A 14,452-nucleotide genomic window follows, 5' to 3' on the forward strand; every position below is an offset into this window, starting at 1 on the left:
ATTTTTATACTTCGTTTTAATAGGAGGTTTTTGGATAAATGTACCTATATTGAAAATGAAGAATCCTATTGTATCAATGGTTTGAACGTTTTTTTAAGGAATATACTGGATTGTTTTTTACAAAACTGTAATGTTTCTGTTGTTCTTTTTTATAATAAAGTAACATATTTTTAATGTTGTAGCAGACAAAAAAGCGGCTATCTCTTTACATAGACGAAGGAGATAGCCGTTTTCCTATTATTACGTATGTTACGAGTTATTACGAGTTAGTTTCAATTGCTTCTAATAATAAATCTACAATGTGAATTCCTCTCATTTTATGAGATAGACCTTCACGTTCAATACCTAGTTTCATTTGTAATAGGCACCCTGGATTTGCAGTGACAATTGTTGCTGCATCTGTTTCATGTACACGGTCCATTTTATAATCTAGAAATTCCATTGATAATTCTGAGTGTACAATGTTGTATATACCAGCCGAACCACAGCAGCGATCCGCATCTTTCATTTCACGGTATGTTGCGCCTTGAATGGCTTCTAGTAGCATACGAGGTTCAGAAGATGTTCGCATAACGTTACGTAAATGGCAAGAATCTTGATACGTAATAATTTGCGGCGTGAGTCGTAAGTCAGTTCGTTTATGGAAATCTAGTTCTACTAGAATAGCGGTAATATCTTTAATTTTAGAAACAAACTGCTTTGCACGTTCAGCCCATTCTGGATCATCTTTTAGAAGATAATCATAGTCTACGAGGTAAGCCCCGCAACCACCTGCATTCGTAATAATATAGTCGATGTTTAAGTCTTCGAATGCTTTTATATTTCGTTTCGCTAATTCTTTTGCTCCACTCTTTTCACCAGCATGTCCATGTAATGCACCGCAGCAACTTTGTGTTTGCGGGATAACGATATCACAACCGGCTAATTGAAGAAGTTTCATCGTTGCGTTATTTGTTTCTAAAAACATCGTATCCATTAAACAGCCTGTGAAGAATGCAACTTGTTTTTTCTTTGTACTTTCAGCAGATAAAAATGTAGGACGATCTTTCATTGCTTTCATTTTAGGGACTTTTGGTAAAACGAGATCCATCGTTGCAAGTGTTTCAGGGAATAACTTCATAATACCTGTTTTATGAGTTAACGTTTGTAAGCCGGAACGTTGGTAAAATCCGATAAGTCCAGTTAAAGTTCTCATTCGATTTTGATGTGGGAATAATCCTTCAAAAACGATTTTACGAACGGCTTTCACTGGCATAGAGAATTTTTTATTTTGATTAATAATATCACGGGCTTCTTCTAATAAATGTCCATAATTCACACCAGATGGACAAACAGGTTCACAAGCACGACAGCCAAGGCAAACGTTTAAAGTATTTTCAACATCTTCATCTGGCTCGATTAAACCATCAACGACAGCTTTCATTAATGCGATACGTCCGCGCGGTGAATGTGATTCTTTATACCCAGATTGAATGTAAGTAGGGCAAGTAGGTAAGCAGAACCCGCAGCGCATACAGTTTAGTAGCTCATCTTCACTTAATCGTTCTTTAAATTCCTTTTGAATGTTTTCTTTATTTAATGTTGTCATCGCTCAACCACCACTCTTTTACGAGTGTCTTTCGCGAACATCTTTCCAGGATTCATAATGTTATTTGGATCGAAGGCTTGTTTAATCCCTTGCATAGCGGCAATACCTTCTTTACCTAATTTCATTTCTAAATAGGGAGCTTTCATCGCCCCAACACCATGTTCACCAGTAATCGTACCACCAAGCTCAATTGCTTTCGCAAATATTTCAGCAAAAGCTTGTTCAGCACGGTGCATTTCTTCTTCATTACGGGCATCTGTCATACAAGTTGGATGTAGGTTTCCATCACCAGCGTGTCCAAACGTACAAATAGGAATATTAAATTTTTTTGCGATGGCATTAATAGCTTCAACCATCGGAGCAATTTGTGAACGAGGTACTGTTGCATCTTCTAATATTGTCGTCGGTTTTAATCTTGCAAGTGCTGATAGTGCGCTACGGCGTGCTGTACGAAGTGCATCTGCTTCCGCTTCATCTTTTGCAACGCGAACATCAACTGCATTCATAGAGTGGCAAACGTTAGCCATTTTTTCAATATCTCGATCGACCACTTCGGGTGGACCATCTTGTTCAATTAATAAAATTGCTTTTACGTCAGTTGGTAAACCGATTTGTGCAAACTCTTCTACAACTTCAATTGTCGGTTGGTCTAAAAACTCAAGTGTCGCTGGAATAATTTTATTTGCAATAATAGAAGAAACAGCACGTGCAGCTTCATTAATATCTTCGTAGAGTGCCAGCATTGTTTTCTTCGTTTCAGGCATAGGAACAAGTTTTAATATCGCTTCTGTTACTACTCCAAGTGTTCCTTCAGAACCGATAAATAGACGAGTTAAATCGTAACCAGCAACATCTTTTGCTAATTTACCACCAGTACGAATGATATCACCATTTGGTAAGACAAGTTCAAGACCCATTACATAATCACGTGTTACACCATATTTTAACCCACGTAATCCGCCTGAGTTTTCATTAATATTACCGCCGATTGTAGAAATTTTCATCGAGCTTGGATCTGGCGGATAAAATAATCCCTTTTCTTCTACTGCTTTAATAATATCAAGTGTAATGACACCAGCTTGTACGGTAATTGTTAAATTTTCTTCATCAATCTCTAAAATATTGTTCATATGGCGGAAAATAAGGACGATACCGCCTTCTAGTGGACAAGTTCCTGCACAAAGGTTTGTTCCAGAACCACGAACATACACAGGGATTTTGTGAGAGTTACATACTTTTAACACTTCAGCTACTTCATTTGTATTACGAGGAGCAATGACTGCATCAGGCATTGCTTGGAAGTTTGGAGTGGCATCATAACTATAAGTTAAGCGCCCCATATTGGATGTATCTACATTATCTTCGCCAACAATGGATACGAATGAATGAATAATTTGCTTTTCTAACATTGGAAATCCCCCTCAAACTGTTAACGTGTTTAGTCATAATAAAAACGTTGTAACAGTGCTTTCATTATAATGATAAAAAAGTTGGAGGATTCTTTCTATGTATAATCATCTGAAGATTAATCTGTTTTATCGTTCTTTTTTGTATGATTATCTAATAAAAGGAGTGCGAAGTATAAAACATTTAAATCTTTGAATTGTTTCGGATCAAGTCCGGTATGTTCTTCAATTTTTTTTAGTCGGTAATGCAATGTATTAATGTGTATATGTAATTGCTCAGCTGTCTGTTTATAAGATTGGTTATAATCGATAAATAAACGTAAAGTGTGCATGAGCTCAGGAGATTGTACTAAGTTTTCAATGGTACGCTCTAGAAACTGTTCTCGCGTTTCGATAGAAATATCTTGTAAGCACATTTCTAAACGTAAATCTTCATTAAATACAATTTTTTTCGTTTCAAGTGACACAGAAAGCGCTCGTAGTGCTTGTTCATATGATATGTGCATCTTGCTTGGCGTAACGGTTTGCCCAATCCCCATATATAAAGGGATAGAAAATAAAGTTTCACAGTCATGTTTTAACCGTTTTAAAAATAGGTAAGTTTGTTCTTTAGAGCTCATCGCTGAAAATAAAATAAATCGATCATTTCCCCAGCGAACAAATAGATGGTCTTTTGCTAATAGATTGCGAATATGTTGCCAAACTTTACGCTGGAGCATCGTATCATTTTGATCAATCGAAAACAAAATAAGTTGTTTCTTCTTATATAAATCAACGCCAAGTGTTTTTGCACGATCGAGAAAACTTGAAGACCAGTCTGTATTTTGAAGCCAATCAAAGACAAATGCTTCATAAGAACGGTGTTCAAGTTCTAATTGCTCTAAAAAATAGTTTTCATGAATTAATAATTCGGTCATCTTCCGTAATATTTCTCCGTATTGTGAAATATTGTCGGGTTCTCCTGTAATTCCAATAACACCAATTACTTCGTCATGAAATAGTAAAGGAAGATTCATCCCGGCTTTTACACCTTGCAACCGTCGTTCATCTTCTTTTGTAATGATGACGGTTTTCTTTTGTTTCGCGCAGCGGAGTGCTCCCTCATGAAATTGACCGATTCTTTTTGCATCTGTACTGGCGATAATAACACCTTGTATATTAATGATAATAATATTTTCTGTAATTAGTCTGCGTACTTCCCGTACAATTTTATTCGCTAAATCAGGAAAAAGCATAATTTGCACACCTCAAATTCTATTTGTTGTACATTATATATGTAAGTTGAATAAGAAAGGAAGATTTCACACTTTCCACACATTTATTTGTTATTTTACAATTATAACGAAATCATTCGAAAATGGAGGGAATCTTTTGAGAAAGTATGTTTTTCTTCTCTGTTTTTTATTTCTATTAGTAGGGTGTCAAGGAAGTTCATATACACCAATTACTGAAGATAAGAGTATTATTATAACAACGAATATAAAAGAAGGCAGTATTAGTTTTATTGATAAAAAAACTAATAAATTAATTACGACATGGGAATTAAATGAACCGATGGCAGGAATTGCACTACTTCCAAACGGCGAGGACATACTTGTATATGGTAAGCAGTTAGAATACATGTATGTATATTCACTAGCAGAAGGAAGGCAAGTGGAAAAATATAAAACTGGAAAAGGCATTGTAAATGTGGTTGTATCAGAAGATAAAAAACAATTGTTTGCCGCCGATCAAAATGCACAAAAGGTTAGGTTCTTTACGATAGAAGGGAAAGAGACAGGAAGTGTTTCAACAGGAAAAGGACCGATAACCCTGGTAGAGTATCATAACCAGTTATCTGTACTAAACTTTTATGATACGAAGCTAACGACAATTGATACAAAGAAAAAAGAGGTTATACAATCCTTTATGATTCCACCAGCATCAACAGGAGCAACGATTAGTCCGGATGGAAAAGAGATATGGATTGGCGGACATGGTGATGGAAATCAAGTGAATGAGAAAGTATTAGTGTATTCTTTACAGAGCGGCGAAATGGTACGTTCTTTACACGCTCCGTTTATGCCTGTGAACATAACGAAAGATAATAAGTACGTATATGCATTAAGCCATGGTTCGAATACGCTTAGAAAATTTGATATTAGTACGTATAAAGAGGTAGCTTCCGTTGAAGTAGGCTCGAATCCATTTGCATTTTTGAAAAGCGGGGCAGAAGGATATGTAGCAAGTTATGATAGTGATGAAGTGTGCGTCATGGATATGAAGAGTATGAAAATAAAACAAACAATTAAAGTCGGAAAAGGACCATTTCAACTCATAGAGAGGGAAGGGAAGGACAATGGGTAAATATAGAGTGCTAGTTGTAGATGATGAAAGTGACATGAGGCAACTTGTCGGAATGTACTTAGATAACTTCGGATACGAGTGGGGAGAAGCTGAAAATGGAAAAGAGGCTCTTAAAAAATTAGAGTCAGATCATTATGATTTCGTTGTATTAGATATTATGATGCCAGAGATGGATGGACTTTCAGTTTGCAAAGAGATTCGAAAAACGTCAGATGTGCCAATTATATTTTTAACGGCAAAAGGTGAAGAGTGGAATAGGGTGAACGGTTTACGCATGGGAGCAGATGATTATATTGTAAAGCCGTTTAGTCCAGGTGAATTAATTGCTCGTATGGAAGCTGTACTAAGACGTTATACAAAGCAAGAACAGCAAGAGGAGATTCAATTTGGTCCCATTCTTATTAATGAAAAAAGTAGGAGGATTGAGGCAGATGGCGATCCGATTTCTCTTACAGTAAAGGAGTTTGATTTACTATATTTCCTTTGCCAACATACAGGACAAGTATTTAGCCGGGAACAATTGCTTGAAAAGGTGTGGGGGTATGATTATGCGGGAAGTACAAGAACAGTAGACACACATGTGAAAACGATGCGTTTGAAACTTGGAGAAAGTGGAAACTACATTCAAACTGTTTGGGGTGTAGGCTATAAATTTGAGGTGTAACGTATGTTTACGATGGTACAAAAGCTTTGGCTTACAGTAGTATGTGCAGTATGTGTAACAGTTTCCTTTCTTTATTTTGTATCTTTATACTCGTATGAAAAGTTATACGTTGATAATTTAAAAGACTCATTAGTAATGGAAGGAAAGCGTCTTGCAACGCAATATGATAAGAATGAAGGAATGTCAACTTTTGAAGAGAAAGTAAGAGCATTTGATCAAATATCTAGTTCAGACGTTCTTTTCGTTTCCAATCCACGTGATCTAAGCGCATGTTTGCCTTTTGATGTGCATCATCATTCTCTTATAAGTGAAGGGGATAGACAAACACTACTAGATGGTAAAACGGTGACAAAGGTAGGATATGAAGAACATTTTGATCGGAATATTATGGGTGTTGTTATCCCTGTTTTAGATAATAAAAAGTTAGTTGGAATTGTATATTCTTATATTCCTTTAAAAAGTATAAAAGACTTAATATATGATATGGGTCTTATTTTAGCCCCGCTAGCAATTGCTATGATTTTAATTACGATATGGATTGGGAGAAAAATTATTATAGCGATTACGAAGCCGCTTTCGCAAATGGAGCGGGTTGCCAATCATTTCGCTACTGGAGATTTCTCGGAGCGGATTACCATTTCTTCAGAAGATGAAATTGGACGATTAGGAAAAGCATTTAATAAAATGGCGCATTCTTTAGAAACAGAAGATGTAAAGCGTAAGGAATTTTTGGCTAACGTTTCGCATGAACTTAGAACACCGCTTAGTTATATAAAAGGATATAGTGAGGCTATCTTAGATGGTGTAGCAAAGGGACCGCAGCAAGAAAAAGTGACGCAGCTTATTCATAAAGAAGCGGATCGTATGCAGCGTCTCGTTCATGATTTATTAGATTTAGCGCAACTAGAAGGTGAACATTTTCCTCTAAAGAAGCAACCTATTGTGTTCTCGCAGCTTATTGAAGATGTGTTAGATACGTATGAACTAAAGTTTATAGAAAAAAAACTTCGTATTTCAACGAATTTAAATCCTGAAATTATCGTAATGATTGATGAAGATCGTATGCAACAAGTTCTTCATAACGTGTTAGATAATGCGATACGGTATACAAATCAAAACGGGAATATCATAATAACGCTAGAGCAAATAGACGATTACTGTAAGTTGAAAATAAAGGATACAGGAATAGGTATTGATGCAGAGCATTTAGAGAATCTTGGTGAGCGTTTTTACCGAGTTGATAAAGCGAGAAGTCGCCAACATGGTGGAACAGGTTTAGGTCTTGCGATTGTAAGGCAAATTGTTCATATACATGATGGTGAGTGGAAAATAGAAAGTGAAAAAGGTAAGGGAACAACAGTATTTATTAAATTAAACATACAAGATGAAGAAAGCATGTTCTAATGTGAAGGACATGCTTTTTCAATTGAATGTAAATGAATATAGGAATAGATATAAATTAATAGCAAATAAATATTAAAAATTTGACTATTTTATGAACAAAACATTTGTACTTCTTACCAATTCGTTCTAAAATAGGTATGGATGCTAAGTTCTTATAAATCGTTTCAATTGTTGTTTGGAAGATACTGAGGTGATTTAACTGGAGTACAAATCTATTAAACCGAAAAAAATTTACGAAGAAGTATCTGAAGCTATTTTAACAATGATTAAAAATGGTACGTTAAAACCTGGTGACAAGCTACTTCCTGTGCATCAATTAGCTGAGCAGTTTCAAGTTGGCAGATCTGCTGTTCGTGAAGCGTTAAGTGCGCTAAGAGCGATGGGCTTAATTGAAATGAAGCAAGGAGAAGGCACATATGTGAAGAACTTTGATTCTTCTTCATTAACAAAATCATTAAACAATAGATTATTAATGAAGAAAGAAGATATTTTGAATTTATTAGAAGTGCGAAAGGTGCTTGAAGTGGGGGCAGTTCGAGCAGCAGCGGCAAAACGTACGGAAGATAATTTGCAAAATATGAAACATTGGTTAGATGAAATGGCAAAGAGCATTGGAGATGAAAAGGCTGGCGAAAAAGCAGATTTTCAGTTCCATATGGGAATTGCAGAGTCTTCGCATAATAGCATTTTGCTTGAACTCATGAATCATGTTTCAGAGATGATTGCTGAAACGATTGGTGAATCAAGACGCATTATTTTATATGGTGAACAAACGACATCAGAACGACTTATAGAAGAGCATCAAGTTATATATGATGCGGTTTTAAAACAAGATGTAGAATTAGCGCAGCAAGCAATGCTAGATCATTTAACAAATGTAGAACATATTGTCACAGGTAGAAACGATATAAATTCGTAATTTAATCTTTAAAAAATCTAATTTTCTGATAAAATAGAGAAAGATTAAGTAAGCGTTTTCTTTAGAAAAGGGAGAGGATAGGTCATGGTTGAGCCTATTTCTTTTCTCTTAAGTCATCTGATGACCATATGTTTGTTGGCGAAGTTGTAAAGAGGGGGAGTAATAATTATGAAAGTTACTTTATTTGTTACTTGTTTAGTCGATATGTTTGAAACAAATGTCGGTAAAGCAACAGTTGAAGTGTTGGAGCGTTTAGGTTGTGAAATTGAATTTCCGGAAGCACAAGTTTGTTGTGGTCAGCCTGCTTATAATAGCGGCCATGTAGAAGCAGCAAAAGAAGCGATGAAACATATGATTGAGACTTTCGAAGATGCAGAATATATCGTTACGCCATCTGGCTCTTGTGCGACAATGTTTCATGAGTATCCGCATGTTTTTAAAGATGACCCGAAATGGGCTAAACGTGCACAAAAGGTTGCTGATAAAACATATGAATTTACACAATTTATTGTAGATGTTTTAAAAGTGACAGATGTGGGTGCAAGTTTACCAGGAATAGCTACTATTCATAAGTCTTGTCATATGACACGCCTGCTTGGAGTAAAAGAGGCACCAGGAATTTTATTGTCTAATGTAAAGGGATTAACTGTGAGAGAACTGCCAAACGTGCAAAATTGTTGTGGGTTTGGGGGAACGTTTTCAGTTAAGATGACTCCGATTTCTGAGCAAATGGTAGATGAAAAAGTAGATAGTGTAATGGAAACAGGTGCTGATTATTTAATCGGTGCAGATTGTGGGTGTTTGTTAAACATTGGCGGACGAATTGAGCGTTTAGGAAAAGAAGTAAAAGTAATGCATATTGCTGAGGTACTGAATAGTCGCTCATGAAGGGGGAACATAAGCTATGTCTATGAAAATCAGTGAGAAAAAATTTAATGATCGCGTAGGCGATGGAATTCAAGATTCGTTTATGCGCGGAGCAGTATCTTCTGCACAAACGCGTTTATATACGAATCGATTAAAAGCAGCGGACGAATTGGGAAACTGGGAAGAGTGGCGTGAACTAGGTGAACAAATTCGTCAACATACGTTAGAAAATCTTGATTATTACTTAATGCAGTTAAGTGAAAATGTATCAAAAAGAGGCGGCCATGTGTACTTTGCGAAAACGAAAGAAGAAGCAGCAAAGTATATTCAAGACGTCGCGAAAAAGAAACAAGCGAAAAAAGTAGTGAAATCAAAGTCGATGGTAACAGAAGAAATTAGTATGAACCATGCGCTTGAAGAAATTGGTTGTGAAGTGTTAGAAAGTGACTTAGGAGAGTATATCTTGCAAGTAGATAACGATCCACCTTCACATATTATTGCGCCTGCACTTCATAAAAATAGAACGCAAATTCGCGATGTATTTAAAGAAAAACTTGGCTATGAAAATTCTGATGATCCATATGAGATGACAAAGTTTGTTCGTAAACAACTTCGTGAGAAATTTATGGATGCAGAAATTGGTGTGACGGGTTGTAACTTCGCTGTTGCAAATACGGGATCTCTTTGTTTAGTAACGAACGAAGGTAATGCGGATCTTGTTATGTCGATTCCGAAAACACAAATAGCAGTAATGGGTATGGAACGTATGGTTCCGACGATGGAAGAGTTAGATGTTTTAGTTGGTTTACTATGCCGTAGTGCGGTAGGTCAAAAGTTAACAAGTTATGTAACAGTAGCAGGACCAATTCAAGAAGAGGAAGTTGATGGACCTGAAGAGTTCCATTTAGTTGTTGTTGATAATGGTCGTTCTCAAATTCTTGGATCTGAATTCCGTTCAGTATTGCAATGTATTCGTTGCGCAGCTTGTGTAAATGTATGTCCTGTATATCGTCACGTTGGTGGACATTCATATGGATCGATTTACTCAGGACCAATCGGTGCGGTATTAACACCACTTTTAGGTGGATATGATGATTACAAAGAGCTTCCTTATGCATCTAGTTTATGCGGAGCATGTACAGAGGCTTGTCCAGTAAAAATTCCATTACATGATTTATTATTAAAGCATCGCCAAGTAATCGTTGAACAAGAAGGACGTGCGCCACTTGCAGAAAAATTAGCGATGAAAATGTTTAGTATGGGTGCTTCTTCAGCTGCATTATACAAAATGGGATCAAAAATGGCACCAGCAGCAATGAGTCCATTCACATCTGGTAACCGTGTATCAAAAGGTGTTGGACCACTTAAAAACTGGACGGATATTCGTGAATTCCCAGCGCCAAGTAAAGAAAGATTCCGTGATTGGTATAAAGATCATAAGAAAGGCGGGAATAAATAATGGCAGGATTAATTCAAAACCGTGATTCCTTTCTAGATAACATTGCAAAAGAACTTGGGCGTGCGCGTAAAAGAGAAGGTGTCGAGCGTCCAGTATGGAAAAGTAATGTGAATATAGAAACGTTAAAAGATTATTCACAAGAAGAATTACTAGAAGTATTTAAAAAGCAATGTACAAACATTCATACAACTGTAGTAGAAACGACAAATGACCGTTTGTATGAAGACCTTCAAAAAGTAATCATGGAAAACGGCGGGGGACCTATTTTATTATCAGCAGATGAACGCTTTGATGCATATGGTTTAACATCTTTATTTAAAGAAGAACTTCCAAAGCGAGATATTGAAGTAAACGTATGGGATCCAGAGAGAAAAGACGAAAATATGCGTATAGCTGAAAAAGCGAATATCGGTATTGCATTTAGTGATTATACATTAGCTGAATCTGGTACAATTGTTGTACAAAGTCATAAAGGGCAAGGACGTTCTTTACACTTTTTACCGACTGTATACTTTGCTATTATTCCACGTGAAACACTTGTGCCTCGTATTACGCAAGCAGTTCAGGATATGAACTCACGTGTAGAAAATGGCGAGACAGCGGCATCTTGTATCAACTTTATTACAGGACCTAGTAACTCTGCTGACATTGAAATGAATCTTGTTGTCGGAGTACACGGACCATTAAAAGCGGTATATTTCATCGTATAAAAGAGGGGAAAGCAGGCCAGAAAATGGCCTGCTTTTTTAGTAGAATAAAGGATAATATGAAGTAGAAGTTCTCTCCTTTTTTTGTTATGTTCTTTTGGAAAGGAGAGGAAGGGATGTTCACTTATATATATGCATTGTTAGTGGGTATGGTGTTTGGTTCTTTTTTTATGCTAATCGCAATAAGGGTTCCTTTAGGCGAGTCTATTATTACACCGCGTTCGCATTGTCATTATTGTAAGTATGTACTAAAGCCAAAAGAACTAATTCCAATCATTTCATTTTGTATACAAAGAGGGCGCTGTACGAATTGTAAGAGGGGAATTCCGATTCTGTACGTAGTATTTGAATTTGTAACCGGTACAATATTTTTTCTTACTGTATATATGATTGGAGTAGAACGAGAGCTTCTCATTATTTTATCACTTTTTTCGTTACTTCTTATTATTTCCGTTACAGATTATATATATATGTTAATTCCTGATCGTATTTTAATTTCGTTTGCTTTTCTGCTTATTTTAGAATGTATTTTTGTACCGTTAGTTACGTGGATAGATAGTATAGTTGGTAGTGGGGTTATACTCTTTTTGTTATATTGTATGCAAAAGATATATCCAGAAGGGCTTGGTGGAGGGGATATAAAATTACTCTCGCTACTTGGATTTATAGTGGGATTGAAAGGGGTTTTTATTATTTTATTTTTAGCGTCTTATTTTAGTCTTTGTTTTTTCGGGATGGGTATTTTATTAAAGCGTATAGAAGCAAGTAAACCAATTCCATTTGGCCCTTTTATTAGTCTTGGAGCAATATGTTATGTATTAATTGTGTATTCAAAATAGAGGGGGATAGAGAATGAATATATATATGGATGATCAAAGAAGTTGTCCGTTCGGATATGTGCCCGCAACTACAGTAGAAACTGCCTTGCAATTTGTTAGGGAGAATGAGGTAAATATTATTTCTCTCGACTTTAATATGGGATGGCGGCAGAGTAATGGATTTGATTTCGTAAATATTTTTTGTAAAGAGGGATTATATGTTAAGGAAATCCACTTTCACACAAATGATGTCATTGGTATGGATAAGATGAAACAAAGAATAGAGGGTGGAAAAGAACAAGGAGAGATTGAAGCAAGTATTATTGTGAAATATGTGGGGAGCTAAAAACTCCAAAGTTTAACTTTGGAGTTTTTAATGTTTCATATGTGCTTGTAAAGGAATAATCTCTTCTTGTTGAGCTGCTGCGATTACAGTCTCTTCCTGTTTAACATCAGGTGTTTTCTTTGTTAAGTAGTGATATACCATACCGACAAATACGGACCCGCCAATAATGTTACCGATTGTAACTGGAATTAAGTTATGAATAGCGCCTGCAAAAGAAATTGTATCAGGATGTGGTGATACTAAAGATAAAGCAAACAGTGATAAGTTTGCAATGCTATGCTCATAACCAGATAAAAAGAAAGTGAAAACGAGCATCATCATCATTAATATTTTGGCTGTGTCACCTTTCACTTGAGAAGGTAAGAAGCAGGCAAGACAGACAAGCCAGTTACATAAAATTGCTTTAAAGAATAATTGCATTGTAGGTGTATTCATCTTTCCTTCAACTACTTTATTCATTAAATGACCGTGATCAATCGCTTCGAAAATGCCAGTTGCGTAAAATAGTAAGGCAAAGAATAAAGCGCCCGCTAAGTTACCTGCATAACATGCAATCCAGTTGCGAAGTGTATCAGAAATCGTTGTTTCTTTTCTTAAAGTTGCTACTGTGAAGTACATTGTATTTCCAGTAAATAATTCAGCACCACCATATATAATAAGTACGAGGGCAATCCCGAAAAACATGGAAGCAGCTAAATAAGTTGCTGGTGAATCTGCAATGTGAAAAAAGTTACCTAATTTAAAACATAGTACAATAATAAAACCGATATAAATGCCCGCAAGTGCAGCACGAATGAAATATTGCATCGGATTTATATCTAGCATTTTCTTTTTGCTCTTAGCCAGTTTGACAACATAATCTAATCCTTGTTCTAGCATGAGTCATACGCTCCTTTAGTAAATCTTCTATAAATACTCCTTATATGAATAAAGTACATGGATTCGTTCACAGTTTCAATAAGTTTGTGCAATGTTTCACAAAAAGGACATACATAAAATAAGAAAGCGATTACAAAAGGTAGTATAATGGAATTTTTTCTAAAAATAGAGAGGGAATTGAAATAAAAAAGAAAAAGCGCTGTAATTACAGCGCTTTTTCGTCTAAATTCTTTTCTACTTTTACTTCTACTTCTTTCGAGAAGAACCAACCGCCAACTGCGATTCCAACTAATACAATCCAGAATGTAAGTTTCCACGGAGTAGATTCTGGGAATGAATGCGGAATTACATTTAATGCAGGGTGTGCTAATGTATAGATTGCTAACTTCACACCAACCCAACCTACAATTAAGAATGCTGCAGTTTCAAGTCCTGGTTTACGTTTTAATATTTGTACGAAAGCAGTTGCTGCAAATCGCATAATGATTAATCCAATAAGTCCACCTACAAAGATAACAACGAATTGCCCAGTATCAAGACTACCAATTGTACCTAGTCCTGTTTTCGGTAAAGTCATTGCTAATGCAACAGCAGCTAAAATTGAATCAACTGCAAAGGCGATATCAGCAACCTCGACTTTAAATACAGTCCACCAAAAATTCTCTTGTTTTTTCTTTGCTTCTTTTTCTTCTGTGTCTTCATCCGTATTCTTTTTAACATACGTTTTAAATAAGTGATTACCAGCGATAAACATAAGGTAAATAGCACCGATTGCTTGCACTTGCCATACATCGACTAAGAACGAAATCATAAATAACGATCCGAATCGGAAAACAAATGCCCCCGCTAATCCGTAAAATAGTGCTTTTTTACGTTTTTCTTCTGGTAAATGTTTTACCATAATTGCAAGAACAAGCGCGTTATCAGCCGCTAAAATCCCCTCAAGTGCAATCAGGATGAGTAATACCCAACCATACTCCAATAATAATGATACATCCATGTACATTCTCCTCTCATTTCTATAAGTACTAAATAAGTGAAGAATTTCC

At 36.0% G+C, this 14,452-nt stretch carries 14 protein-coding genes; 9 read left to right on the plus strand and 5 right to left on the minus strand.

The window, feature by feature from the left end:
- Nucleotides 1-259: 259 nt before the first annotated feature.
- From JDS98_RS13890 to JDS98_RS13900, 3 genes are all read right to left on the minus strand, one after another.
- On the minus strand, nt 260-1,588 hold the full coding sequence (locus JDS98_RS13890) for a (Fe-S)-binding protein (protein ID WP_000209622.1): 1,329 nt from the start codon (nt 1,586-1,588) through the stop codon (nt 260-262).
- A complete protein-coding gene (glcD, locus tag JDS98_RS13895) occupies nt 1,585-2,997 on the minus strand; it encodes a glycolate oxidase subunit GlcD (protein ID WP_000890749.1) in 1,413 nt (470 codons plus the stop codon). Before glcD ends, JDS98_RS13890 begins: the two co-directional genes overlap by 4 nt.
- Before the next feature lie 116 nt (nt 2,998-3,113).
- Nucleotides 3,114-4,229 carry a CdaR family transcriptional regulator gene (locus JDS98_RS13900; protein ID WP_199631462.1) on the minus strand — a complete coding sequence of 372 codons (1,116 nt, stop codon included), beginning with the start codon at nt 4,227-4,229 and terminating at the stop codon, nt 3,114-3,116.
- Between the two features lie 136 nt (nt 4,230-4,365).
- On the opposite strand from JDS98_RS13900, the gene JDS98_RS13905 reads away from it, so the two are divergent.
- From JDS98_RS13905 to JDS98_RS13945, 9 genes are all read left to right on the plus strand, one after another.
- Nucleotides 4,366-5,340: a YncE family protein gene (locus JDS98_RS13905; RefSeq protein ID WP_001234168.1), complete on the plus strand. Its 975-nt coding sequence runs from the start codon at nt 4,366-4,368 to the stop codon at nt 5,338-5,340.
- Nucleotides 5,333-6,004, plus strand: coding sequence for a response regulator transcription factor (locus JDS98_RS13910; protein ID WP_000521658.1), 672 nt, complete (start codon nt 5,333-5,335; stop codon nt 6,002-6,004). The genes JDS98_RS13905 and JDS98_RS13910 overlap by 8 nt, the downstream gene beginning before the upstream one ends.
- A 3-nt stretch (nt 6,005-6,007) precedes the next feature.
- The gene (locus tag JDS98_RS13915; RefSeq protein ID WP_000494807.1) at nt 6,008-7,408 is read left to right on the plus strand and encodes a sensor histidine kinase; all 1,401 of its coding nucleotides are present in this window, start codon (nt 6,008-6,010) and stop codon (nt 7,406-7,408) included.
- A 229-nt stretch (nt 7,409-7,637) separates the two neighbouring features.
- Nucleotides 7,638-8,327 carry a FadR/GntR family transcriptional regulator gene (locus tag JDS98_RS13920; protein ID WP_254903113.1) on the plus strand — a complete coding sequence of 230 codons (690 nt, stop codon included), beginning with the start codon at nt 7,638-7,640 and terminating at the stop codon, nt 8,325-8,327.
- A gap of 168 nt (nt 8,328-8,495) precedes the next feature.
- Nucleotides 8,496-9,215, plus strand: a complete 720-nt coding sequence (locus tag JDS98_RS13925) for a (Fe-S)-binding protein (RefSeq protein ID WP_000869145.1) — start codon at nt 8,496-8,498, stop codon at nt 9,213-9,215.
- Between the two features lie 16 nt (nt 9,216-9,231).
- Nucleotides 9,232-10,653 (plus strand): LutB/LldF family L-lactate oxidation iron-sulfur protein, encoded by a 1,422-nt coding sequence (locus tag JDS98_RS13930; RefSeq protein ID WP_000061931.1) that lies wholly within the window; start codon nt 9,232-9,234, stop codon nt 10,651-10,653.
- Nucleotides 10,653-11,363 carry a LutC/YkgG family protein gene (locus JDS98_RS13935; protein WP_000907756.1) on the plus strand — a complete coding sequence of 237 codons (711 nt, stop codon included), beginning with the start codon at nt 10,653-10,655 and terminating at the stop codon, nt 11,361-11,363. Before JDS98_RS13930 ends, JDS98_RS13935 begins: the two co-directional genes overlap by 1 nt.
- Nucleotides 11,364-11,449: 86 nt before the next feature.
- Entirely contained in the window at nt 11,450-12,199 is a 750-nt protein-coding gene (locus JDS98_RS13940; protein ID WP_015000258.1) for a prepilin peptidase, read from the plus strand.
- A 13-nt stretch (nt 12,200-12,212) separates the two neighbouring features.
- Complete coding sequence (locus tag JDS98_RS13945; protein ID WP_001028944.1) at nt 12,213-12,524, plus strand: cyclic-phosphate processing receiver domain-containing protein; 312 nt, start codon at nt 12,213-12,215, stop codon at nt 12,522-12,524.
- Nucleotides 12,525-12,551: 27 nt separating this feature from the next.
- On the opposite strand, the gene JDS98_RS13950 is transcribed toward JDS98_RS13945, so the two are convergent.
- Both JDS98_RS13950 and JDS98_RS13955 read right to left on the minus strand, forming a co-directional pair.
- On the minus strand, nt 12,552-13,403 hold the full coding sequence (locus JDS98_RS13950) for a formate/nitrite transporter family protein (protein WP_000893030.1): 852 nt from the start codon (nt 13,401-13,403) through the stop codon (nt 12,552-12,554).
- A 205-nt stretch (nt 13,404-13,608) separates the two neighbouring features.
- Complete coding sequence (locus JDS98_RS13955; protein ID WP_000383309.1) at nt 13,609-14,403, minus strand: TerC family protein; 795 nt, start codon at nt 14,401-14,403, stop codon at nt 13,609-13,611.
- Between the last annotated feature and the right edge of the window lie 49 nt (nt 14,404-14,452).

This window comes from Bacillus cereus group sp. N11 (assembly GCF_016483605.1).
GTDB classification, from domain to species: Bacteria; Bacillota; Bacilli; order Bacillales; family Bacillaceae_G; genus Bacillus_A; species Bacillus_A toyonensis.